The sequence below is a fragment of the Nodosilinea sp. P-1105 genome (genome assembly GCF_012911975.1).
In the GTDB taxonomy this organism is placed as follows: Bacteria; Cyanobacteriota; Cyanobacteriia; order Phormidesmidales; family Phormidesmidaceae; genus Nodosilinea.
This window is the reverse complement of sequence record NZ_SMDQ01000001.1, coordinates 77,041-101,349: the sequence shown is the minus strand read 5'-3', so window position 1 is coordinate 101,349 and position 24,309 is coordinate 77,041. Positions and strand designations below refer to the sequence as shown.

Here is a 24,309-nt window from a genome sequence, read left to right as displayed (position 1 = left end):
TACCAACGTCCATTCCTTTATAAGATTATGGCAACTCGGAAGATATGGCGGTTTCATCAGTCTTACTGGCAGCATGCGGTTGCAATATGACTGTATAGATCTCGGTGGGCATATCAATTTTGGCCCCCTCAAGGGCCGACTTAATCGCCTTGAGCACCCTAGAGGTCACCTCTAAAAATGACTGCCGCCGCGAGTTGACCCAAAACCAAATTTCTAAGTTGACCGTACTTGGCCCCAGTTCTCGCACCAGCACCAGCGGGGACGGAACCGTCTCTACCCCCTCCACCTGGGCCACAGATGCCTGAATAATCTGCATGGCTTGCTCAATATCCGCCTCGTAGCTAATGCCCACCATGGCTGAACTGCGACGCACGGGTGAGGCCGTATTGTTGGTAATGCTGCTACGGAACATCGCCTGGTTGGGGATATATATCAGGCGGCCATCGTAGGTTTGCAGGGTGGTAGCCCGCAGCTGAATTTGGGTGATGGTGCCTTCATAGGTTTGCACCACAATTTGATCGCCAATGCGAAAGGGCCGAGCCGCTAGCAAAATAACGCCAGAAATATAGTTACTCAAAATGTCCCGCAGACTGAAGCCAATGGCCACACTGGTAAGCCCCAGGGTACCCAGCAAGGCGGTAAAGTTAAGGCCCATAATGCCCAGGGCCACGATGCTACCCAACACCCAAACGCCACCGTAGCAGAGGCGGCCAATGAGTAGCTCAGTATTGCGATCGCCCTCGGTGCGCTCCGCCCAAAGTAGAGCTGCATGGCGCACAAGCAGGGCCACCAGCCAGGTCAGAATCATCACCAGCAAGGCCCCCAGTAAGAAAGGCAGGTTCTCAATGAGGCCATTCACCAAGAGCCGCGAAGTGCCCTGCAACCGCTGGGCCACATCCACCGCTAAATTAGGCTGCTGCATGGCTTGGGTCAAATCCTCGGCCCAGCCCTTGGCCAGCTCCGGTACCGAGGTGCCAAAGTCCAGGGCGTCTTGACTGGTGACCGTCATCAGCACCCGGTTGCTGATCTGCAAAGTGGCAAGCTCCTGATCAGGATCAACATTGACCGCAATCGGTTCCGTAACCTGCTGGTTTAGCAACCCTGCAATGCGGCGGTTAATCCGCTGGGCTCGATCCACCGCACTAAGGCCCTCCAGGCTACCCACCTGCAACACCGGTCGACCCCGCACCAGCACATCGGCAAAAAATTGCTCTCGGGTATCTTGGGGACTAGGGGCCGGGGCCGCTTCCTCCGCCGGTTCTGGAAAGAGGTCCGGCAGCTCGTCCTGGCCCAGCACCACCGCCGGTTGCCCCAGGGCGCAACACAGCCCCACCAGAAAGGCCAGCCCCAGGCCAATAACTCTAAACCGCACACGAATCATCGTCTCCCCCATCTCCCCATCTCCCCATCTCCCCTACCTCCCCTACCTCCCCATCTCCCCATCTCCCCTACCTCCCCATCTCCCCTACCTCCCCATCTCCCCCACCCCTTCACCCAAACGTCGTACATCCAACGCATAGCCCGCCACCACTAAATAGACTGACCCAGCGATCGCCCCCACCTGACGGGTTAAACTCCCCAGGCGATCGCGAAACAAGCGCCCCACCGGATAGGCCGGTACCAGCCCCCAGCCGGTTTCTTCCGCTACTAAAATCACGTGGCTGGGGGTGCGTTGCAGACTATCCAGGAGCGTCTCCACCGTACCTCGCCAGGTGTCGTCGTCTTGGTCTAGGGTATTGGCCAACCAGGTGCCGAGGGAGTCCACCAGCAAACAGTCCTGGGCCGTAGCCGCCAAAATCGCCTCCGGCAGGGCCAGGGGCACTTCCCACAATTGCCAGTGCTCGGGACGGCGATCGCGGTGTTGTTGAATCCGCCGTTGCCATTCTTGATCCGCTGGGTCCAGCTTAGAGGTGGCTACATAAATCACAGATTGGCCAAACTGGGCGGCCAGGGCCTCGGCCCATTCGCTTTTGCCCGATCGGGCTGGACCGGTAACCAGGTAAAGAGTGCTTTTGATCAGCAAGATCAAAGAGAGAAAAGCAACACTTCTCATCCTAAGCCTGCTAGGACAACTGGAGTCATGTCAATTTTGTCATTCTGAGCAGAGCATTCGAAACCGGGATGCAGCCGACCAAATTTGATAGTTTCGGGAATCTCTTACCTGGTGCTTGTAGTGAAGTAAGTAAACCCAATGCCTAGTACTCTGAGGCATAAGTCGGCCCACCACTCCTGATACCTGTGTAACCCACCCCTGCCCCTCCCAGGAGGGGATGCCGACACCTGACACCCTCAGCAACGGTGGTCATATTTCTGCCAGGCAGTACTAGCTATTTGGGATTTACCTCAATGGCCTTGCAATAGTTCTCCAGCCTCTCAGAACATGTCTGAAGATAAATTGGGTCAATGTACATTTCCCTGCATTGAGGTTTGTTCTCGGGCAAAATGTCCTCACAAAAAACCACCTCCTAAAAAATCTTTTCCAACTTTTGGACCTACGAGTTTATCAATGTTGTCAGGCACCATGACCAAAACCCTCAATAATCTTGTGGCTAGCTCTTCTCTCCAAGACCATGGCCCACTAGACTAGAGTGACATTTAGCGTAGGGGACCAGCGTTGAGCGAAGCGCCAAACATACCCTCTATGGTGGCGGTAGACCGTCGGGAGCTGCAAGATCTGGTGCGATCGCAGCTACAGGTGCTGCTGGAAAAAAATAACCTGCAAGGGGCCAAGGTCCTGCTAGTGCCCGTTCAGCCTGCTGACATTGCCGAGGCGATCGAAGGCCTGCCCGAGACTATGCAAGCCATTGCCTTCCGCCTGTTGCCCAAAAGCGAGGCGATCGAAGTCTATGAAAACCTCGACTCCACCGTGCAGCAGGCCCTGATCGAAGACTTTAAGCGCCAGGACGTGCGGGACATTGTGGACAAAATGTCCCCTGACGATCGGGCGCGACTGTTTGACGAATTGCCCGCCAAGGTAGTGCGCAATTTAGTCGCCCAGCTCAGCCCCCAAGAGCGGCAAGCCACCGCCCTGCTGCTAGGCTACGGGGCAGACACCGCCGGGCGGATCATGACCCCCGAGTACATTGCCCTAAAAGAGCAGTGGACCGTGCTCCGTGCCCTCGACTATATCCGTAGTCGCGCCTTTGTCAGCGAAACCATCTATTACTTATATGTCACTGACGCCGCCCGGCGACTGACCGGCATTCTCTCCCTAAGACATCTAGTCACCGGGCACCCCGAGCAAACCATTGGCGACCTAATGACCCGAGAGGTAATTTCCGTACGCACCGACGCCGACCAGGAAGATGTAGCCCGCCTGGTGCAGCGCTACGACTTTTTGGCCGTCCCTGTTGTGGATACTGAAAATCGACTGGTGGGCATCATCACCATTGACGACTTGATCGACGTGATCGAGGCTGAAACCACCGAAGATATCTATACCTCGGGGGGCGTCCAGACAGGCGGAGATAGCTATTTCCAATCCAGCCTGTTCAATATTGCCCGGCGACGAGTAGTGTGGCTGTTTGTGCTGTTGATTACCAACACCTTGACCACCACCGTAATTCGCAGCCAGGAGGATGTCCTACAGCAGGTGGTGGTCCTAGCCGCCTTTATCCCACTACTGATTGGCAGCGGTGGTAATGTCGGGGCTCAATCGTCCACCGTGGTGATCCGGGGTCTCAACACCGCAGACATCACCACCAAGCAAGCCCTATCTGTGATTTGGCGGGAAGCGATCGCTGGTCTGATTTTGGGCATTATGCTAGGGGTTGTGGTGATGGGTTGGGCCTATTTGCTCCAGGACAATGCAGAGGTAGCCTTCACCGTTGGCATTAGCTTAATCGCCATTTCGGTTTTGGCGTCTACCACGGGGGGAGCCCTGCCGATTCTGTTCCAGCGCATTGGCTTTGACCCGGCCTTGATGTCGGCACCCTTTATCACCACCGTTGTGGATGTGCTGGGGGTGCTGCTATATCTCAGCTTAGCCCGCTATATTTTGGGCATCGGGTCGTCCTAATGGGCGACCCCGTCACAACCCCGGTCAAGTTGCCATGGGAGTGAATGGTTAGGTGGTATACCGGTTTGATCTACCATAGGGAAAGATCACCCTGGCTAAGTTGGCCGGTTTAGTGACCGTTTTAGATACAAATGTTTACACTATAGTTATTGCATTGTGATTCATTGAATGTTGCCCTGTGGGCATCTGGGTTGTTCTAAGTCAATTTGCATCGGCGCACTGACCTAAGAGTGGGCTTTTGCCCTCTTCACCACCTATCGCTGTTGTGGACCTATGGATCTAAACGGTTCTCCTATCCTCAATCAATCACCGTTATCAGGGCAAGACCCCCATTCTTTACCCGTGCTACAAAAAATCAAGCAAGACCTCAAAAACGACTTGATTGCCGGTCTCCTGGTGGTGATTCCGTTGGCCACAACTATCTGGCTGACCATAACCATCGCCAATTGGGTGATCCGACTACTGACGCGCTTTCCCAAGCAGCTCAATCCATTTCAGGGGTTCAACCCATGGCTGGTGGATGGCATTAACCTGCTGGTGGGTTTAACCGTACCCCTGCTGGCCATTTTGATCATCGGTCTGATGGCCCGTAACATTGCTGGGCGGTGGCTGCTAGACCTGGGAGAACGCACAGTCCAGTCCATCCCCCTGGCTGGTTCGGTGTACAAAACCCTGCAACAGCTGCTGCAAACTGTCTTTCAGGACTCTAAAACCCGCTTTCGGCGGGTGGTATTGGTGGAGTATCCCCGGCGAGGCATATGGGCGATCGCCTTTGTTACCGGCGCCATGACCGCCACTAATCCTGGCCTGCCCAAAATGCTGAGTGTGTTTGTCCCCACCACCCCAAACCCCACCAGTGGTTGGTATGCCGTGGTGCCCGAAAGTGATGTGGTCAACCTGGCCATCTCCATCGAGGAGGCTTTTAAAGTACTTCTCTCTGGGGGAATTGTCGGACCTAACCTGGCGGCAGCGGTCCCCCCAGAGCGAATTGATGCCGCCCTGGGAGAGTCTACTGTTGATAGTGGTCCCCCCAACAATCCTATATCCCTAAGCAAGGGGAGCCAGAACCTGGCCCCTGTAGAGCCCATGGATCTTACCCAAGACCAGCAACTTTCGGTCCTACCCCTGGACGAAGATTGCTAAGATGGGGGTCGTTTCATTGTCCATAGAGTCAGGTTAGGCCAGAAATTCCTGGCCCTAGCTTGATCGTTGCATCGCCTCTGGGAGATACCGATTATGCAGGCTCGCAGTATTGCCCGCGAGTTAGCCCTACTGGGCATGAGTCAGCTTTCTGACAAACCCGGCCAACTCGCCCACCAAGATTTTCAGGCGCTGCTGCAAGCGGCTGTCAACACCCTCACCGTAGAGGCTAAAGATACCCTGGAAACCGCTGCCGACGAACTCAAGCGGGGGAGTAGTCAGCTCGTCGATAGCGATATTAAGGCGAATGATTTAGACAGCGGTCGCTCCATGGTAGAACAGGCCATCACCCTCACCCAGGCCGCCATTAACCGTTTGGCCACCGCCCTAGAGCTACCTGAGTTCATTCAGCTAACCAACCAAAAAGAGGTGCGCGCCTTTGCCCAAGAGTTGCTCAGCAATGCCGCTAAATACCAGGCGGACGTCGACGAACGGCTGAACACCGCCATGGTAGCCTGGCAACTCAAACGCCTCCCCCGCATCGATCGCGACATTTTGCGCTTGGCCGTGGTCGAAATTGAATACTTGGGCACCCCCGACCGGGTCGCGATCAACGAAGCCGTAGAACTGGCAAAACGCTACAGTGGCGAAGACGGCTATCGGTTCATTAATGGGGTGTTACGACGGGTAGTCAGCGGTGAGGTGGCCGCCCCGTCTGCGGCTAAAGTACCCGATGCGCCGATCAACTAGACCCGGTCCAGCTCGCGATCTGGCGTTTGCCCACCAGCAGCATTCCAGGTCTGGCGCTGGATTTGGTTAAACCCGCTATCCGGATAGTAGAGTGGCATCATAACAAACTGTAAAACGTCCCTAAGGTAACGCTGGCATGGCATTCAACTGGTTTCGCCGTAGTTTCGACAAGTCTGACGCCTCACCATCAGAGGCGACTAAGCCTGAGACCGCCAAACCAGAGGCTCCCACCCCGTCAGAAGCCGCCCCTAAAGCGGAGGATGCCCCTACGGCCCTATCCCCAGAGGACTATCTGCAGTGGGCCAAGGCGGCTTACCAGAATATTCAAAAGCAACAGGCTGCCCCAGCGGAGGCCGAACCAGAGGCTACAGAACCAGAGGCTACAGAACCAGAGGCTACAGAACCAGAGGCTATAGAACCAGAGGCTGCAGAACCAGAAGTTATAGAACCAGAACCCCAACCAGAGCTCACAGCATCCCCAGACGCCCCCGGAACCGCACCAGTCGCTGACCTGGAGCCGCCCCCTGCTCCGGAGGCCACTGAGGAAACGGCTGCCGGTACAGAGACTGCGATCGCTCCGGAGGCCCCAGCCCCTGCAGAAACGACGGCGGTGCCCGAACCCCCTGAACCCGAGCTCCCTGAACCAGAGACCAGCTCGCCCACAGTAGAAGCAGAACCCCAAGCGGCACCCCAAGCCGCCACTCCCTCCACCGCCCTGGATGACGCCCCAGTAGAGCCAGAGCCAGCCCCAGAACCCGCCCCAGAACCCGCCCCCCAAGCTGCGGCCACCCCCTTTTGGGCCAAAGCTGAAGCCGAGCGGCAGCAGCGGTTAGAGCGACTAAAAGAAACCGCCATTACCGAGCCAGAGCCGGAGCCCGTAGCCACAGTCCCTGATACTTCTGTACAGCCCGCTCCTGTCCTCCCCGATCTTGATCTAGACGAAGCCTTTCTCTGGTCAGCAGAGGTGCTCGCCGCCCAGGGTCGCCGCCCCGACGACATTTCCGCCGAAGAAATCACCTGGCTGAACAAACTACGCCAGGGGCTCAACAAAACCCGGCTGGGCCTGGTGAACCAACTGAAAGCAATCGTCGGGCAGGGGCCGCTCAACGACGATGCGGTGATGGAAATTGAGGCGCTGCTACTGCAAGCGGATGTGGGGGTAGCCGCCACCGATAAGGTGATCGAGGCGTTGCAAGCCCAAATGCGAGAAGAAGTGCTACCCCCAGACCAGGCGATCGCCTACCTCAAGTCCATTCTGCGAGAGATGCTGGATGCCCCCTTGGGCAGTTCCCATAACCTCACCTTTGTACCCGAAAAAGACACTTTCAACATCTGGCTGATGACCGGGGTCAACGGAGCCGGTAAAACCACCACCATTGGCAAGCTGGCCCACATTGCCAAAAAGTCGGGCTACAACACCCTGATTGCCGCCGCCGACACCTTTCGAGCTGCCGCCGTCGAGCAGGTGAAAGCCTGGGGGGCCCGCAGCGACGTGGAGGTGATTGCCAACCCCGCCAAAAATACGGACCCAGCGGCGGTGGTCTACGATGCGATCGCCGCCTCCCAGTCCCGTAATATCGAGCTGCTGCTTGTCGACACCGCAGGTCGTCTGCAAAACAAGAAAAACCTGATGGATGAGCTGGCCAAAATTCGCCGCATCATCGACAAAAAAGCCCCCGATGCCAACATCGAAGCCTTGCTGGTGCTGGACGCCACCCTGGGCCAAAACGGCCTGCGCCAGGCAGAGGTGTTTGCCGAAGCCGCTAACCTGAGTGGGGTGGTGCTCACCAAGCTCGACGGTACCGCCCGGGGTGGCGTGGCCCTGGCCGTGGTAGAGCAACTGGGCCTGCCCATCCGGTTCATCGGCGCCGGGGAGGGCATCGAAGACCTGCGACCGTTTTCCAGCTACGAGTTTGTGGAAGCCCTACTCAGTGGCTGAAGTATACTTGCTCGGGTAAGGCTTCCCTCAGTCCTGGCTCTGCCCTCACCCCAAACCCCTCTCCCAAGCTTGGGCTACTAAGTACACATAAGTCCTGAGACCCTTGTGGGCAGGGCTTTCCCTCCATCCCCCATCCCCTTCCTCCCAAAACGGGAGGAAGGGGGGCCGGAAACAGCCAGAAATGCTTGTCTTGCTTCCCCCTCGCCCATTTTTGGGAGAGGGGGACTGAGGGGGTGAGGGCCAAGATGTGTGTACTTAGTAGCAAGCTTGGGAGAGGGGCTTTAACAGCTTCTGGCCTTCCTTCTTGCAGTTTTGGGAGTAGGCCGTAGGACGGGCTTAGTGCAGCGTCAAGGCTAAAAATTAGGGCTTGCTCCCAAAGGGAGCAACGTTGTGTTTCATGTCGCTTGCGAAACGACAAGCTCAGCCCGAACCGTACTGTTTACGTTCGCCCTGAGCTTGTCGAAAGGAGGGGTAACTTGTCGAAGGAGGTAGGGGTGGGTCAACTCATAGCGAAATGTAAGAGTCTTTAGGCGTCGCCGGTAGCAGGCGCAGTTGCTGATTTTGCAGATCTGGCTCCAAGCCCAGTTGCTCTTGGGGAATCACACCCAACAGCGGGTCAACCCCTTCTGGCAGCTCCAAACAGTCGAACGTACCTTCACGCCCCTGAATGTCTAGCAGCACCCCCTGGAAAAGACGAGCCACCCCAGACCCCGTCGTCGTCCGGGTGGCCACGTCTCCGGCATAGCGCAACCCCAGAGCCTGGATCACATTGGCAGGCAAACAGAGCATTGATGCCCCTGTATCCACCACCACCCCATCTACGCTCTGGCAGCGCACCTGCTCCGGGCGAATAAACCCCCGTTCTGCCAACACAGTATCTACAAAGTTAGCAACCTTCAGGGTTGTAACAACTTTTCCCATAGACTCCAGATCGGTCGCTAGCATCGGCTTTCCCTCTGGCCAGTGCCATGCACATTAACGGTAAAAATACCTTTTCTCCATCTTAAAACAGGCGAAATTGCTTGAGCATGAGCCAAATCAAAATCGGTGCCCCAATCAGGGCCGTCACGGCATTTAAGGGCAACACCGTCTGACTGCCCGGCAGTTGGGCCACCCCATCGGCCACCAGGGCCAGCAGCGCCCCTAGCAGGGCCGAAGCCGGTAGCAGCAAACGATGGTCGAAGGTGCGAAACAGAGTCCTGCCCAGGTGGGGGACAGCTACGCCTAAAAAGGCAATGGGGCCACAAAAGGCAGTCACCGTCCCCGCCAGTAATGAGGCGCTAAAAATTAGATATAACCGCACCAGGCCCATGGATAACCCCAAACTTTGGGCCTGCTCATCGCCCAGCAATAGCAGGTTCAGCGATCGCCAGAATAGTAGCGACATCCCCAGGCCCAGGCCAATCACCGGCAGCAACACTGGCATTTGCTGCCAAGTCACCCCGGCAAAGCTGCCAAAGGTCCAGCTGATGTAGGCAACAGTCTGCTCGATGGTACTGAAGTGCAGCAAAATCGTCACCAAAGCAGTGGTGGTGTAGCCCAACATCAACCCAAAAATCAGCAAAGCCAGAGAACTGCGCACCCGCTGGGCCACCAGCATCACCAACCCCATGGCCAGGGCGGCCCCCAAACTCGCCGCCCCCGCCAGGCTCAGCTGCGACCACCAGCCGCTAAACCCATAGCCCACCGCGCTACCCGTTAGCACCACCAGGGCCGCCCCCAAACTGGCTCCAGCGTTAATCCCCAGCACCGACGGCCCCGCCAGGGGGTTACGGAACAGGGCCTGCAATTGCACCCCGCTGATTCCTAGGGCCGCCCCCGCCGCCGCCGCCGTCAACGCCCGAGGCAGGCGAAATTGCCAGATAATGTCCCCCCAAACCGGGTTACTCGCCTGGCCCCCCAACAACACCGTCACCACCTCCGCAGGGGGAATCGCCACCGACCCCAGAGCCAAACTGGCCACAAACCCAACCCCCACCAGCAGGGTCAGCAGCCCCAGGCCACCACAGCGGATCAGCCGAGCCGAGCCGGTGGCGGCCTGGTTCAACCGCTTGGCAGTGAGGGATTTGGGCCAGGGGGTGTTGTGGAGCATGGTGGGATGGGGGGATGCCTGTCCTGAGCGAAGTCGAAGGGGGTGGATGGGTGGATGGGTGGATGGGTGGATGGGTGGATGGGTGGATGGGTGGGGAAGATGGGGGGGTGGGGAGGTAGGGGCGGACCTGTGTGTCCGCCCTGGGGAGGGAATGGGAAAACGGGTGGATGGGTGGTAGACGCGGAGCGGCTTGCCGCAGTCCGGTTCCCCTCTTGGGAGGGGCTAGGGGTGGGTTTGCGAGGATTTTGGCTTCTGGCTTCTGACTTCTGACTTCTGCTGCGCACGGGCTACGCCCTACGTTCTTCCTTCTACTGCGCACAAACTACGCCCTACGTTCTTCCTTCTTCGTTTTTCGTTTTTCGTTCTTCCTTCTTCACTCCTCCCTTTCCCCAACCCTCACCATCCTGGTGTGATGACTGCCATCGTCGTTGAGGCTGAGCAGGCGGAAGCCGGGTTGGTGGTGGTCGGGGGTGGGGTGGGGGTGTTTCAGCTGCAGGCCGGTGGAGGGGGTGCCGTAGACGGCGATCGGAGCGGCGGCGGGGCGCTGGTGGCGGTGGTGCAGGTCCAGGTGAATGTGGCCGCAGACGACCAACTGCACCTGGGGATGGGGGTCGAGGATGGCCCAGAGGTCATTGGCGTTTTGCACCTGAATCTGGTCGAGCCAGTCGATGCCGGTGGGGACCGGGTGGTGGTGCAGAGCGATGGCGGTGGGTTGGGCCGGGTGGCTGGCCAGGGTATCGGCCAGGGCGGTTAGCAGCGTGGGGGACAGTTCCCCTTCGCCGTACCGGGCGGGGGATTTGACTGAGTTCAGTAGCACCAATCGCCAGGCTCCTAAATCGATGGATTGCAGCCCATGGGCGGCTGGTCCCTGCAACCAGTCTGCCTGGAACACCTGTGCAGCGGTGGCCACATTGTCGTGGTTGCCAGGCAGCCAGTAGGCCGGGCGGTTAAACGGAGCGATCGCCTCGCGCAACCGTTCATAGGCGATGGCATCGCCCCGCTCGGCCAGATCGCCGGTCAGCAGTAAGCCGTCCGGTTGGTAGGGGGCGACCTGCCGTAGCACCGTCTGCAGGGTCTGCCAGGTGGGGCAGCCCCGCAGTCGGGCGTCGGGGTCGGACAGCAGGTGGGTGTCGGTGATCTGGGCCAGGGTGAGGGTCATGGTAGTAGGGGTTGGTAGTAGATCAACTCGTGGTCTGGTAGCAGTGCAGGGTGGAAAATAGCAATCAAATCCGCCAGCACCCGGTGGGGGTTGACGGGGCCACTTTCCCAAAAGTCGTTGCCGCCACTGGGGTTGACCCGGGCATTGTTGTTGTAGGCCCGGTTCCGTTGCAGGGCTTGGAACTGGCCATAGCGGGGGTCAGCGGCGATCGCATCGGCTTGGGTCTGCCAGTCCTGGCTGAGGTTCACCCAAAAGTCGGCTGTGGCCGCCCGACCATACACCGCCTCAATGTCCAGGGGGGTACTGCCGGTACCGGGGACATCGGCCCACAGGTAGTCGGCCCCGGCATCCCGCAGCAGTTGGGCAGCATAGCTTTCCCCCTGGGCCACATGCCAGGTGCCCTCATAGCTAGAGCCGGTAAACACCGTCGGTCGCTCCGCCGGCGTCTGGGCCAGGTCCACCAGGGCGTGGTACTCCTGGGCAATGGCAGCAAACTGCGCCTGGGCCTGGGCTTCTTGGTTCACCAGCAGGGCCGTAAACTTTAGCCATTCGGCCCGGGCCAGGGGGGACGCCTCCCGATACTCGGCGACGAAGGCCACCGGTACCCCTGCCTGCATCAGCCGCAGGTACGGGTCGTTGTCATTGCCCATACTAAAGGTCATCACCAGGTCAGGGGCGGCCACCAGCAACCGCTCCCCATCTAAGCTAGCTCCCGAGGTGAACTCAGTCAGCTCTCCCTGGTCGATTTTGGCCCGCACCCCGGGGCTGCTGATCTGATCAAACTGACCCACCCCCACCAGGGCATCCACCCGATCCAGCTGCTCGAAATGGGGCAGATGGGTCGTGGAAAGGGCCACTACCCGCTCTACGGGCACAGTCACCACCTGGGCCTGGTCATACCCATCGGGAACCGGCGCTCCGCACTGCACCAGCAGATACTCAAAGCGCTGGCTCGCCCCTGGCCAGGGGTCTGTGATGGTGACCCGCTTGTAATGGTTGTGGTAGTCCACCGTGAAGCCAGTGGCATAGTCCAGGTCGACTTTTTCCGGGAAGTAGTCGATCCCTGGGTCAAAGGGGGCGGCGCACCCCTCGGCGGTCGGCTCCGGTGCAGGGTCTAGGGTGGCCGTGGGGGGGGCGCCCTGGCAGCCGGTCGCCACCAGACCGACCAGGCCCAGGCCCAGGGCCAGCGGGAACCGCTGACCGTTCCTCCCCCTGGCAGCCTGGGAATGGACCCGGGGCCAGAGTCTACTGCCGATGCGATCGCTGGTCTTGACGTTACGGTGATCCATGGTGCTCATATCTGGGGCGCTGCTCCGCTCTGCTCAGGCTAGTCAACCGGGCTTAAAACTGGCCCCGGATTCCCACCTGGAAGCTGCGTCCTACACCGGGAAAGCCAGGAAACAGTTCAAACTGAGTGTCGAACAGGTTATCCACGCTAGCATTTAGGGCCAGGGTCTGGGTCAGGGGCAGCCGTAGTTTGGCATCCAGGGTGGTGCGCCCCGCCAGGGATTCGCTGTTACTGCGGTCTACAAAAAAGTCACTGATGTGGCGCAGGAACAGCGCCCCGTAGAGCCCCTGGGGCGTTTCATAGGCCAGGCCCAGGTTGAAGCTGTCGGCGTGGGTAAACGGCAGTAGGTTGCCATTGTCTGCCGGGTTGGGTCCAGCCTGAATAGTGGGCTGGTTCCAGGTGTAGTTGGCAAAGGCAAACAGGTTGTCGACCACCTGCACACTGACTTCGGTCTCGATGCCAATCGCCTTCACCTGGCCGATATTTTGGGGAGTAAAGGTGGCTAAATCAAAGCTGATGGCATCACGGATATCGTTGCGGAAAAAGGTAAACCGCCAGAGGCCGCGATCGCCCAGTTGTTGATCAAAGCCCACATCAAAGCTAATGCCGGATTCGGGGCCTAGATCAGGATTGTTGAACGGGGCAAAGAACAGATCCCCCAGGGTGGGTACCCGGAAGTTGCGGGCCAGATTGGCTCGAAAGTTGGTACTGTCGGTCACGGCTATCTGGGTACCCAGGCTAAAGGAGGTAAAGGCGCCATCGGCCAGATCGTTAAAATCTTGGCGTACCCCCAGGTTGGCGCTAAAGCGATCGGTAAAGGCCGCCTGGTAGCGGGCAAATAGGCTGCCCTGGTTGATCCGATCGCTGTAGTTTTCCGTCGTCAAGTTGGTGAGCAAATTCACCGTGTTGTTATCGGCCTGCACCGTGCGGTAGTCGGCCCCGTAGGTGATGTTTTGATTGGGGGCAAACTGCCAGGCGTGCTGCACCTGCGCCCCAATGGAAGTCTGGTTCACCTGATCTTGAATGGGGGACGCAAAGGGGTTGTTGGGGACTGGGGAACTAAAGGTAAAGTCCAGCAGGTCCGCAAAAATCCGGGCCGTCAGCCGGGAATCATCCCCCTGGCCCAGGTCTGCCTCGTAGGTGGCATCGATCAGCCAGTTTTCGCTGTACTGGCGATTGGTGGCACTGAGAGTATTAAAGCCCCCCGCCCCACTCCCCGGTACCGGCACCCCCCCAGGAGCCCCCTGGTCCTTAGTCAGAAACAACAGCCCGAACCGTAGCCGACTGCGATCGTTAATATTGCCCACCAGTCCCAGGTTGACGTTGTTGTAAAGCACATCGGCATTGGTCCGGGTGCCCTCCACATCGGCCGTGGTCAGGCGAAAGGGGAAATTCCCATCTGCCGAAGTGCGATTAAAGCCCAACACCCAACTGCCCTGTTCATCCGCCCCGCGCAGTTGGATTGTCTGGTCGTTAAAGCCAAAGCTACCCACCGCTGCCGACACAGAAACCTCCTCCCCCGGTTCCGTTAGGGGACGGCGAGTGATGATGTTGATTACCCCGCCAATGGCGTTAGAGCCGTACAGCACCGAACCGCCACCGGGCAACACCTCAATTTGCTCCACCGCATCAGTAGTAATGCGGGACAGGTCAAAAGCCCCAAAGGTGCCAATTTCGTTGATCGGCCGACCATCAATCAAAATCAGCGTTTGGGATGAGGACCCACCTCGAATGAATTGGCTACTGGGGGCGCCTAGCTGTCCCCCCGTGGTGCCGTCGCTGAGGATGCCCGGCAAATAGCGCAGGGCCTCCTGCACCGTGCGCGCCCCCTGGGCTTCGATCTGCTCCCGGTTAATCACATACACCGGCTGGCTGGCCTCCCGCACCGTCCCTTCCCGCCGAAAGGGGGAAAACACCGGCTGGTCCAGAATCCGCTCGATCACCTGAATTCGGATCGGCTCCCCCTCTTCCTGAGCCTGGAGTTGCCCCAGGTCAGTATCAAAAAATTGACCCTCATCCAGGGCAATTTGGCTATCGGCCCACCGATCGGCTTGGAGCTGGTCGGCCCATTGATCGGCCTGGATCTGCTCCGGCTCCGGCTGGGTGAGGGGTTGCAGAGCTGCAGCCTCCGTGGCTGGTGGGTTGATCCGGTCGAAGGTGATCTCTGCCCCAGCCAGGGGGTGGGGATCGAAAGCAGGCTGGGGAGACTCGGCCCGCCCTGGGAGTGGCAGCCATCCACAGGTCACGGCCCAAACCAAAAGCGCCCCTGGCCGAGGCAGAGCTTTGATCCACTCAGGTCTAATCAGGCGAAACGTTGTCGGTTGAATGTGGCGCATAGATTCTGACGCTAATGAAGGGTAGTGATGGATTAAAAAACTTGGGATGGACCGCTCCCAAACGGGGCGTCCATGGGCTAAAGCACCTGGTAGCTCGGGCAACGCGATCGCAGAGCATGCCTGTACAGATGCCAGCAATTGGTAAGCCGGGTGGCGTCGCGGTCAGGCTAGAAAAACATCGGGTGATGGTATGCCCCAAGGCCGTGGAAACCTTTCACCCCTGGGCATCGGACCAGATGTCAAGATCCCAGGGTTCTTAGGCTGATGGGCCATGAGTCTCGGGGTATCCCAGGGCAGAACCCTGGGATCTGTGCCAGTGTCTAGTGCTCCGATCGTAGGGTGGGCTTTGCCCACCAGCCCCAGCCCCAGGAAACGCTGGGATCTGTTAGCGGCCCCGGAGGGGCAACTTGTCGAAGTGGGCAGGGGTGGGCTACCCAGGTGCCAGGAAGGTGGACAAAACCTCAAGTCTGGCCTGGGCGTTGGCTTAAAACAGCGACGTAAAAATCTAAACCAGTCATCATCCGTACCTCGCAGATGTTGTAGAGCATGAACAGGCCATCGGCGGGCATTCTGACTTACACAATTTTAGATTTGCGATTTTGAATTTTGGAGAGATATCCAACCAAAATCTAAAATCCGAAATCTAAAATCGGCTTACAGCTGCGGGACAGTGGCAGACTTGCACTGCACTTTCCCCGTTTCCTCTAGTGGCTGTTCCCCACTAGAACCGACAGTGCTCTGCATCATATCACCGAAAGCAACACCCCCCCGCCCACCCCCTGGGAAAAATCAACATATCGTTGCGGTTAACCGGCAGGACAGCGCTACACTAACCACTGGGTTACGCTACTTTCCAGCAGAACCTCTGGGATAGGGATCAATAACATCAAAGGTTCTGGAACTATGGGGCAGAACAGTCACCACCAAGATATGGCCGCGCGGGTACAGACCCTGCGGCAACAGCTACAGCAAGCCAGCTACGAGTACTACGTACTGGATGCCCCCACCCTGCCCGACGAGGTGTACGATCGCCTCTACCGCGAACTCCAGGAGTTGGAAACCGCCCACCCAGAGCTGATCACCCCCGACAGCCCCACCCAGCGAGTGGGGGAAAAACCCGCCACCCAGTTCACCTCGGTGCGCCACAACATCCCCCTCTACAGCCTCGAAAACGCCTTCGACCTGGCTGAATTTCGGGCCTGGGAAGACCGCTGGCGTCGCCAGGCCCCCGAAGTCGGCCCCGTGGAATATGTGGCCGAACTAAAAATCGACGGGTCCGCCCTGGCCCTCACCTACGAAAATGGTCTCCTCACCCGCGCCGCCACCCGGGGGGACGGCATCACCGGCGAAGAGATTACCCAAAACGTCAAAACCATCCGCACCATTCCCCTGCGGCTGAATACCGACACCCCACCCCCGATCGTAGAGGTGCGGGGGGAAGCTTTCTTGCCCCTGGATGTGTTTGCCACCATCAACCAGGAACGCACCACCAACGGCGAGCCCCCCTTCGCCAACCCCCGCAACGCCGCTGCCGGTACCCTGCGCCAGCTCGATTCCCGCATCGTGGCCCGACGACGGTTGGACTTCTTTGCTTACACGGTGCATATGGGTTCTCCCACGCCCCATCCCCCCACTTCCCCACCTCCCCACCTCCCCACTTCCCAATGGCAAGCGCTCCAACTCCTGCAATCCCTCGGTTTTCGGGTCAACCCCAACCGCCAACTGTGCCAGTCGGAAACTGAGGTCCAGGACTTCTTCAACACCTGGGCCACAGCCCGCACCCGGCTGCAGTACATGACCGACGGGGTGGTGGTAAAGCTGAATGACTTTGCCCTGCAACAACGGTTGGGCTTTACCCAAAAGTTTCCCCGCTGGGCGGTGGCCCTCAAATACCCAGCAGAAGAGGTGCCAACGGTGCTGGAGCAGGTGAGTTTCCAGGTGGGGCGCACCGGGGCCGTCACTCCCGTAGCTGAATTAAGGCCGGTGCAATTGGCTGGAACCACCGTGGCCCGGGCCACCCTGCACAATGCCGATCGCATGGCAGAACTGGACATTCACCAGGGGGACACGGTGATTGTGCGCAAGGCCGGGGAAATCATCCCCGAGGTGGTGCGGGTGCTGGCGGATCTGCGCCCCGCCGAGGCTCAGCGAGTCACCATGCCCCAATCCTGCCCGGAGTGCGGCTCGACCCTGGTTAAACCTGAGGAAGAGGCGGTAACCCGCTGCATTAACACCTCTTGCCCGGCGATCGTGCAGGGGGCGATTATCCACTGGTGCCGCCGGGATGCCCTGGACATTGAAGGGCTGGGGGAAAAGTGGGTGAAGCAGTTTGTGGAACAGGGCCTGGTGCAGTCTGTGGCAGACCTCTATGACCTGACGGTGGAGCAGTTGCTACCGCTGGAACGCATGGGGCAACAACTGGCGGAGAAACTGGTGGGGGCGATCGCGGCCTCTAAAACCCGCCCCTGGGCCTCGGTGCTCTATGGTCTGGGGATTCGCCATGTGGGCACCGTCAATGCCAAAACCCTGACCCAACATTTCCCGACCGTCGAAGCCCTGGCCAGTGCCGACCCTGACGCGATCGAGGCGGTTCACACCATTGGTCCGGAAATTGCCCAGGCGGTATTCCAGTGGTTTCGGGTACCCGCCAACCAAACCCTGATTCAGCGGCTGCAACAGGCTGGGTTGCAACTGTCAGCCTCGCAGGCAGAGCCGCAGAACGCTGATCAGGGCGCCCTGGCGGGTAAAACGTTTGTGCTCACGGGCACCCTGCCCAACCTCACCCGCACCGCAGCGGCGGCGTTGATCGAAGCGGCGGGGGGCAAGGTGACTAGCAGCGTCAGTAAAGCCACGGATTATCTGGTGGCGGGGGAAAAGGCGGGCTCGAAGCTGACCAAGGCTGAAACGTTGGGGATTACGGTTTTGAGTGAAGCCGAGATGGTGGAGATGGTAGGTGAGGGAAGTTAAGTTTCAATCCCTGAGAGGGTTTGGGGAATGGGGGGGGATTTTGAGTTTTGAGTTTTGAATTTTAAGTTTTGAATTTTGAGTTTTGAAGTAGCCGAGGCTAATCAAATGTCACACCCGCCGCTGATTTTCTCCCGAAGGGAGATGCTCACGCGAACGACTCCGCTCAATTAGCTAGATCCTTTGTCCGGTAAGGATTTGAGGGTTGAGCGAAGCCGAAACCCGTCTACAAAGTAATTGAGCCTACCTACTTACTGCGCTTTCATATTCAGAAGTTTCAATCCCTGAGGGGGTTTGGAGGGTTTTGGCGCCTACATAAATTCAGAATGGTCCTGGCCCTCTGGGTGACTCTGGGTGATGGGCATCTCTGCGCATGTTCTCCATACGGAAAACCTGATCGTAGATCGCATCAAGTTCTGGCTCTGTAGGCTGCAAGATTTCGTCGTAGGCCCAAAGCAGATCCTCCAGTTCGCTGGCCCTTTCTCGCTGCTCTAGCATCTCCCACCAAGTAAAAAACAGAAGCACAAAAAGGCATACCGATAAAATTCTGAAGCCACCGTAGTCCTTCTTTTGTTCTGGCTTTGGCCAGTTCTGGAAACCGGCAACGGTATCAGGATTATAGTTCTCGCTCATTTCTCTCTTGCGTTTGGGCTGAGGGATATCCCCTCTATCCGGCACACCCCTAGGCATGTGGAAACAACACATCTACCTTACTACGCTCAGCCTCACGATGGGGCCTATGTATCCAGTTTCAATCCCTGAGAGGGTTTGGGGGGGTTTGGCGCCATCCGAAGGGAGACGTGTAGCGCGATAAGTGCTGGTTTCAATCCCTGAGAGGGTTTGGGGGGGTTTGGCGCCAGGGCGATCGCCATTGCAATGAAACTACTGAAAAGTTTCAATCCCTGAGAGGGTTTGGGGGGGTTTGGCGCCCCCACGCCCATGCCGGGGTACCCTCTGCTGGCGGGTTTCAATCCCTGAGAGGGTTTGGGGGGGTTTGGCGCAGGGTTGATGACGGTAGATCCTACGCTATTGGTTCGTTTCAATCCCTGAGAGGGTTTGGGGGGGTTTGGCGCTCCTGCGATCGGATGAGCTGGGGGACGAGTACACCGTTTCAATCCCTGAGAGGGTTTGGGGGGGTTTGGCGCTTGAGCAGGAGCAACGGGCTGCCTCGGACGCCTTTGTTTCAATCCCTGAGAGGGTTTGGGGGGGTTTGGCGCCATCCTGCCTATCCCCGTTCGACCCATCACCCAACGTTTCAATCCCTGAGAGGGTTTGGGGGGTTTTGGCGCATAAAGGAAACTCCCAGGGCCAGGAGCTACTTGGTTTCAATCCCTGAGAGGGTTTGGGGGGTTTTGGCGCCTTAAAAGCACCGTAAGGGGAATGTTTGGCAACCGGTTTCAATCCCTGAGAGGGTTTGGGGGGTTTTGGCGCAGCGCACCGAATGAAATAGCAAAGCCGTCAAGTCTGGAGTTTCAATCCCTGAGAGGGTTTGGGGGGGTTTGGCGCGCTACCACCGGAGCTACAGCAACGGCTTGGCAAGGTTTCAATCCCTGAGAGGGTTTGGGGGGGTTTGGCGCCATCACCGACGGGCACCGTCCTGGCCCACGGCCTAGTTTCAATCCCTGAGAGGGTTTGGGGGGGTTTGGCGCCTTGAGAGGAATCAATTTGTACAGCTTGATAATGAGGTTTCAATCCCTGAGAGGGTTTGGGGGGGTTTGGCGCGAATCAGGCCACATCGTTTTTACCATCGACCCAGTTTCAATCCCTGAGAGGGTTTGGGGGGGTTTGGCGCATCGCTAACCAGCACATTTATTTCACCGGGACCGGTTTCAATCCCTGAGAGGGTTTGGGGGGGTTTGGCGCTGCGTTGTGGGCGGCTGTGGTAGAGCGGCGTTTTGTTTCAATCCCTGAGAGGGTTTGGGGGGGTTTGGCGCTAGAGAGAAAATGATCATCAGTTAATAGTTCAAACTGTTTCAATCCCTGAGAGGGTTTGGGGGGGTTTGGCGCTTGATGCCAGTGACCCTGATTTTGATACTGCTGGAGTTTCAATCCCTGAGAGGGTTTGGGGGGGTTTGGCGCACTAAACCCGGTCACTGGCGCGATCGAGTACATTCCGGTTTCAATCCCTGAGAGGGTTTGGGGGGGTTTGGCGCAGTTGATCCGTATCGTCGGCAGCAAACTACTGGCTGTTTCAATCCCTGAGAGGGTTTGGGGGGGTTTGGCGCGGAATGGGAATGTTCGTTTTGGCGAAATTAAACTGTTTCAATCCCTGAGAGGGTTTGGGGGGGTTTGGCGCGGTCGATGTCGATGCCCGCTAACTCTGCCAACCTTGTTTCAATCCCTGAGAGGGTTTGGGGGGGTTTGGCGCTTGGCCGTTTTGCAGATGACAACGGTCACATCGCCGGTTTCAATCCCTGAGAGGGTTTGGGGGGGTTTGGCGCCTATGCTCATAACGCAAATCGGAAAATCTTACATGTTTCAATCCCTGAGAGGGTTTGGGGGGGTTTGGCGCGATCGCTGAGATGCGCTACTGCATAGGGCTATTGCCGTTTCAATCCCTGAGAGGGTTTGGGGGGGTTTGGCGCGGTGTTGCTGAAAATAAATATCCCGCATACGCTTGTTTCAATCCCTGAGAGGGTTTGGGGGGGTTTGGCGCCTGCTACTGCGGCGGCGCGTTGGTTGAGTTTGATTGTTTCAATCCCTGAGAGGGTTTGGGGGGGTTTGGCGCCTGCTACTGCGGCGGCCCTCTGAAAGCCTTGCTATATTTAGTTTTCGAGGTCCAAAAGCGCGAACCCTCCAATCCTAGCATCCCTACCCCAGAAAAACAGCCTCCAAGACAAACCCTAAACTCCTCAAACAGCCTCAGAGCAAACTCTAGAACCATTGCGCGAACCCCAACTCAGTACAAAAGTCTCCAAACCCACCATTAACCAGCACTTTGGCCAATACGAAGCGCGATCGCCCCAGCACACCCCCCTGCTCGCGCCAAGCCATCAGGCAAAAAACACCGTCTCATCCCGCACCGCCTCGCCGCCAATGCGCTCCACCTTTTGCTGGCAGCATTCACAGAGAAAGTAAAATCGAATGCTATCTTCCTCAGCCTTGATCAACTTGTTGAGGCGATTCCGTAACTTAGTGTATTGCGTCGGCGTCAAGCTGCATTCAAACACACTGAACTGCATCCACTGCCCATAGGACGAGAGGATCTTGTGGATCTTAGTGCGACGTTTGTCGTCGGAAATGTCGTAGGTGACAACGATGTGCATGGAAGAGGGGGAGAGTGGATGAGTGGGAGGGTAAGGGGGGGTGGATGAGTGGGAGGGTGGAGGGTGTTCATGGCCTAACCCCATCTACCCATCTACCCATCCACCCATCTACTTCAAAATTAGTGGCGGATACTGTTCGGTCTCGGCCATCAGGTATTTGGCCAACAGGCGGGCCTGAATTTCAAAAGCTTCCTGATAAGTGCATTGACGGCCCATGACTGGGTGCTTGAATTTTGACTGCTTTTTTTGTTCATAGAGACGGAGAAACTTACGACGACCCTCATCGGTGAGCGCCACCGCATGGCTGACGGGCTCGCTAGCAAAATCCTCGGGGGTGAGGGCTTTACGGTTGATAGCAGCCAGCACCATGGCATCCACCACCAGGGGGCGAAACTCCTCCATCAGGTCAAGGGCCAATGAAGGGCGACCATAGCGCTGGGTATGGAGATAGCCCAAATAGGGATCGAAGCCAACAATATTGATCGCCCCCTGGACATCGTGGCCTAGCAGGGCGTAGCCAAAGCTGAGTAGGGCATTGACCGGGTCAGTGGGTGGGCGGCGGACGCGGTTGGTAAAGCTGAAGTGGCCATTGCGAAGTAGCCGACCAAAATGGCCAAAGTAGGCGGCGCTGCCAGCTCCTTCTAACCCTCGCAGGGCATCGATGACGGCGGTTTGGTTAATCGGGTTGATGGCCTGCTCCAGCCGGGTGATGCCGGGCTCCAGAGCGGTGATGCCCTCCCGCTGGGCGCGCAGTAGCAACGTGCGGTAGTTCTTTAACTTGCCCCGAATGAATCCCTGCACCGCGTGGATGGCGCGATCGCTTTCCCCAGCCGCCCGCCACTGGGCCGATCGCACAAAGATATTCTTATTTAGCTCCGGCTCTAGCCGCCCCAAAAACCGTCCGGTGCCGGTCATAAAGCTCAGGGGAATCTTGCGCTCTAGCAGTTCAATCAGCGCCGCCGGGGAGACAGTGGCCCGCCCCAGCACCACCACCCCATCAACTTTGATCAGCGGCACATCCAACAGGGTTTCTTTTTGAGCCCGCACCCGCAGGCGTTCGTCGGTCTTGCCAATAAAGGCATCGTCGGTGGAGATGTAGATAGTTCCCATGGTTTTTGTTGGAGTGGATGAGTAGATGAGTGGGAGGGTGGATGAGTGGGGGAGTGAGGGAATGGATGAGTGAGGGAGTGAGGGAGTGAGGGAGTGAGGGAGTGAGGGAATGGATGAGTGAGGGAATGGATGAGTGAGGGAGTGAGGGAGTGGATGAATGTTCAATGCCTAACCCACCCACCCATCCACCCCTCTACCCCTCTACCCGCCTTCCCGATATCGGCCGACCTTCTTTGCCGCCTGGGGTAGGCATTGGCTGTAAAGGCTACAGCCGCGACAACGTTTGCTGTAGATCGGTGGAGGCATGGTGCCGGTGTGCAGTAGGGTGCGGACGGCGGCGATGGTGGCGATCGCATCGTCTCGCAATTCATCGGTAATCATCACTGGCTGGCGCTGGTGGGACTGGGCGTAGTAGATAAAGCCCTGGGTGATCGTCTGACCGGTCATATCCTCCAGGCAGAGGGCCTGGGCACAGACCTGGAGTTCGTCATTGTCAAACTCGCCTCGGTGGCCACGCTTGTATTCCACGGGGTAGAGCTGGCCATCGGTTTCTTCAATCAGATCAGATTTGCCGATCAGACCATAGCGATCGCTCTTCAGCCAGATCGCCCGCACCTGCCAGGTGTCTTCTCGATGATTGCTGCTCAGGGTGTGGACGCGATCGTGCAGGCCGGTGCCTTCCAGGGTGTACTGGTTGTCGGTGAATTCGCCAGCGCAGAACATTCGCCAGCAGCGGTGGGGGCAGTAGGCGTATTGGTTGAGGGCGGCGATGGGGATGGGGTCGGGAGGGTGCATGAGTGGATGAGTGGATGAGTGGATGAGTGGGCGGGTGGGCGGGTGGGCGGGTGGGATGGGGTTTTGGGCATGGCAAAGGGTTTGGTGAAGGTTTATCGGGATTTAGAGGTTTATCAGGCGGCGTTTGCAGCGGCCATGGAAATTTTTGAGATTTCAAAGGCATTTCCGATTGAGGAACGGTATTCACTGACGGATCAAATGCGGAGGTCGTCTCGATCTGTTTGTGCAAACTTGGGTGAGGCATGGCGCAAACGCCGTTACCAAGCTGCTTTTATTGCCAAAATCAGCGATTGTCAGGCAGAGGCCACTGAAACGCAGATTTGGCTGGAGTTTGCGGTGAAATGCCACTATCTTGATGCCGAGGTGGGCAGAACCTTCTATCGCAACTCCGACCAAATCTTGGGCCAGCTCGTCAACATGGTCAGAAACGCCCCCACCTGGACAATCCAATAACCCATCCACCCATCCACCCTCCTACACATCCACCCTCCTACACATCCACCCTCCTACCCATCCACCCTCCTACACATCCACCCTCCTACACATCCCCATCCCCATTGGTGTCTTTCTCCCGACCCCGGCGTAGAGCGCAAAATCGGCTAAGGTATTGAGTTGCTTGATAGTGGCGCGATCGCAGTTGCCTAAAATTTGGTAAGTGACTTTGCCGACGCAGCCCATGAACTGATTGGCGGGGTTGACCCTGGCCCCGGTGTGTTGAAACTGGGCACGGGGGTCTTGGGCCAGCTCAGTACGAATGTTGAAGTAGCTGGGTTGGAGCGCGTCGATAATCTCGGGGGAGAATTCGATGTTGCTGTAATGGTTCCAGCGGCGCAGCAGGCTACTGAAGACGCTGGTAGGGGTGGGCATGGCTGAGTCATACTTGCCCTGACGGAAGGCGGTGGGGGTGTAGAACTGGAGGGTGAGCTTGCGGTCTGTCTCAGACGCCTGGTCGTAGAGCTGCGGGTAGTTGCAAAAATTGGCCCAGGGCTGGGTGCTCTGGGGGGTGCCGAGAATGCTGGTGATATGCAGGTCGGCGGGGCCGAGATGCCAGGGTTGGTTAGGGTTGAGGTTGAGCCAGAGGGGGCTGAGCTGGCTGAAGAGGCGATCGTCCAGCAGGGAGATGCGCCACCAGCAGGGGGTAGAGGGGGGGATAGGGTGGGGGTGGTGCCAGTGGAGGAATTTTGAGTTTTGAGTTTTGAGTTTTGAATGTTGAATTGATGATTTCCGGCTTGAATTCAAAACTGAGAATTTAGAATTCAAAATTACTTGCAGGGGGCTGAGGGTAAAGGATTTGTTGCCTTCGTTGGCGTGGAGCTGGTTACCCATGGCCGCATCGACGGAGCTGACCAGGCTGAGAAAGAGGGCATGGAGGTGTTTGCCGGTGGTGAAGCCGGGGGGAATGGGGGAGTCGGGCAGCAGGTTGAGGACGAGGCTGTGTGGCATAGTGGTGGA

18 protein-coding genes, 1 CRISPR repeat array and 1 riboswitch are annotated in these 24,309 nt (G+C 58.0%); of the genes, 6 read left to right on the top strand and 12 right to left on the bottom strand.

Translation table 11 applies throughout. The annotated features are described in order from the left end of the window. Window positions 1–25 precede the first annotated feature (25 nt). Together E1H13_RS00355 and cobU are read right to left on the bottom strand one after the other, a co-directional pair. A complete protein-coding gene (locus tag E1H13_RS00355; RefSeq protein WP_240966331.1) occupies window positions 26–1,393 on the bottom strand; it encodes a mechanosensitive ion channel family protein in 1,368 nt (455 codons plus the stop codon). A gap of 72 nt (window positions 1,394–1,465) precedes the next feature. Beyond that, on the bottom strand, window positions 1,466–2,053 hold the full coding sequence (gene cobU / locus E1H13_RS00350; protein ID WP_169611412.1) for a bifunctional adenosylcobinamide kinase/adenosylcobinamide-phosphate guanylyltransferase: 588 nt from the start codon (window positions 2,051–2,053) through the stop codon (window positions 1,466–1,468). A 588-nt stretch (window positions 2,054–2,641) separates the two neighbouring features. Here cobU and mgtE point away from each other — a divergent pair. The 4 genes from mgtE (at window position 2,642) to ftsY (ending at window position 7,847) form a co-directional block, all read left to right on the top strand. After that, window positions 2,642–4,018: a magnesium transporter gene (gene mgtE / locus E1H13_RS00345; RefSeq protein WP_169611411.1), complete on the top strand. Its 1,377-nt coding sequence runs from the start codon at window positions 2,642–2,644 to the stop codon at window positions 4,016–4,018. 342 nt (window positions 4,019–4,360) lie between these two features. After that, complete coding sequence (locus tag E1H13_RS00340) at window positions 4,361–5,161, top strand: DUF502 domain-containing protein (RefSeq protein ID WP_169611410.1); 801 nt, start codon at window positions 4,361–4,363, stop codon at window positions 5,159–5,161. Between the two features lie 93 nt (window positions 5,162–5,254). Further along, a complete protein-coding gene (gene nusB / locus E1H13_RS00335) occupies window positions 5,255–5,908 on the top strand; it encodes a transcription antitermination factor NusB (protein ID WP_169611409.1) in 654 nt (217 codons plus the stop codon). Window positions 5,909–6,044: 136 nt separating this feature from the next. Further along, window positions 6,045–7,847 (top strand): signal recognition particle-docking protein FtsY, encoded by a 1,803-nt coding sequence (ftsY, locus tag E1H13_RS00330; protein ID WP_169611408.1) that lies wholly within the window; start codon window positions 6,045–6,047, stop codon window positions 7,845–7,847. A 504-nt stretch (window positions 7,848–8,351) separates the two neighbouring features. Here the strand turns inward: ftsY and E1H13_RS00325 are convergent. The 5 genes from E1H13_RS00325 to E1H13_RS00305 form a co-directional block, all read right to left on the bottom strand. Then, window positions 8,352–8,768, bottom strand: coding sequence for an aspartyl protease family protein (locus tag E1H13_RS00325; protein WP_169611407.1), 417 nt, complete (start codon window positions 8,766–8,768; stop codon window positions 8,352–8,354). Between the two features lie 82 nt (window positions 8,769–8,850). Continuing rightward, complete coding sequence (locus tag E1H13_RS00320; RefSeq protein ID WP_169611406.1) at window positions 8,851–9,939, bottom strand: iron ABC transporter permease; 1,089 nt, start codon at window positions 9,937–9,939, stop codon at window positions 8,851–8,853. Between the two features lie 373 nt (window positions 9,940–10,312). Then, window positions 10,313–11,098 (bottom strand): metallophosphoesterase, encoded by a 786-nt coding sequence (locus E1H13_RS00315; RefSeq protein ID WP_169611405.1) that lies wholly within the window; start codon window positions 11,096–11,098, stop codon window positions 10,313–10,315. Continuing rightward, window positions 11,095–12,396: an ABC transporter substrate-binding protein gene (locus tag E1H13_RS00310; RefSeq protein ID WP_240966330.1), complete on the bottom strand. Its 1,302-nt coding sequence runs from the start codon at window positions 12,394–12,396 to the stop codon at window positions 11,095–11,097. Before E1H13_RS00310 ends, E1H13_RS00315 begins: the two co-directional genes overlap by 4 nt. 43 nt (window positions 12,397–12,439) lie before the next feature. After that, complete coding sequence (locus tag E1H13_RS00305; RefSeq protein ID WP_169611404.1) at window positions 12,440–14,722, bottom strand: TonB-dependent receptor; 2,283 nt, start codon at window positions 14,720–14,722, stop codon at window positions 12,440–12,442. A 542-nt stretch (window positions 14,723–15,264) separates the two neighbouring features. Next, window positions 15,265–15,469, bottom strand: a riboswitch (cobalamin riboswitch). Window positions 15,470–15,625: 156 nt separating this feature from the next. Between E1H13_RS00305 and ligA the strand changes: the two genes are divergently transcribed. Then, window positions 15,626–17,689, top strand: a complete 2,064-nt coding sequence (ligA, locus tag E1H13_RS00300) for an NAD-dependent DNA ligase LigA (protein ID WP_169611403.1) — start codon at window positions 15,626–15,628, stop codon at window positions 17,687–17,689. Between the two features lie 318 nt (window positions 17,690–18,007). On the opposite strand, the gene E1H13_RS00295 is transcribed toward ligA, so the two are convergent. The 4 genes from E1H13_RS00295 to cas4 all read right to left on the bottom strand — a co-directional run bounded on the left by E1H13_RS00295 (window position 18,008) and on the right by cas4 (window position 22,857). After that, a complete protein-coding gene (locus tag E1H13_RS00295; protein WP_169611402.1) occupies window positions 18,008–18,319 on the bottom strand; it encodes a hypothetical protein in 312 nt (103 codons plus the stop codon). A gap of 115 nt (window positions 18,320–18,434) precedes the next feature. Next, window positions 18,435–20,414: direct repeats of the CRISPR family, unit length 37 nt; unit sequence GTTTCAATCCCTGAGAGGGTTTGGGGGGGTTTGGCGC. A gap of 265 nt (window positions 20,415–20,679) precedes the next feature. After that, window positions 20,680–20,952 (bottom strand): CRISPR-associated endonuclease Cas2, encoded by a 273-nt coding sequence (cas2, locus tag E1H13_RS00290; protein WP_169611401.1) that lies wholly within the window; start codon window positions 20,950–20,952, stop codon window positions 20,680–20,682. Window positions 20,953–21,060: 108 nt separating this feature from the next. Beyond that, a complete protein-coding gene (cas1d, locus tag E1H13_RS00285) occupies window positions 21,061–22,062 on the bottom strand; it encodes a type I-D CRISPR-associated endonuclease Cas1d (RefSeq protein ID WP_169611400.1) in 1,002 nt (333 codons plus the stop codon). Window positions 22,063–22,263: 201 nt separating this feature from the next. Beyond that, a complete protein-coding gene (gene cas4 / locus E1H13_RS00280) occupies window positions 22,264–22,857 on the bottom strand; it encodes a CRISPR-associated protein Cas4 (RefSeq protein ID WP_169611399.1) in 594 nt (197 codons plus the stop codon). A gap of 69 nt (window positions 22,858–22,926) precedes the next feature. Between cas4 and E1H13_RS00275 the strand changes: the two genes are divergently transcribed. Further along, window positions 22,927–23,310 carry a four helix bundle protein gene (locus E1H13_RS00275; protein WP_169611398.1) on the top strand — a complete coding sequence of 128 codons (384 nt, stop codon included), beginning with the start codon at window positions 22,927–22,929 and terminating at the stop codon, window positions 23,308–23,310. A gap of 69 nt (window positions 23,311–23,379) precedes the next feature. Here E1H13_RS00275 and cas6 read toward each other — a convergent pair whose 3' ends face one another. Beyond that, window positions 23,380–24,300 (bottom strand): CRISPR-associated endoribonuclease Cas6, encoded by a 921-nt coding sequence (gene cas6 / locus E1H13_RS00270; RefSeq protein ID WP_169611397.1) that lies wholly within the window; start codon window positions 24,298–24,300, stop codon window positions 23,380–23,382. Window positions 24,301–24,309 lie beyond the last annotated feature (9 nt).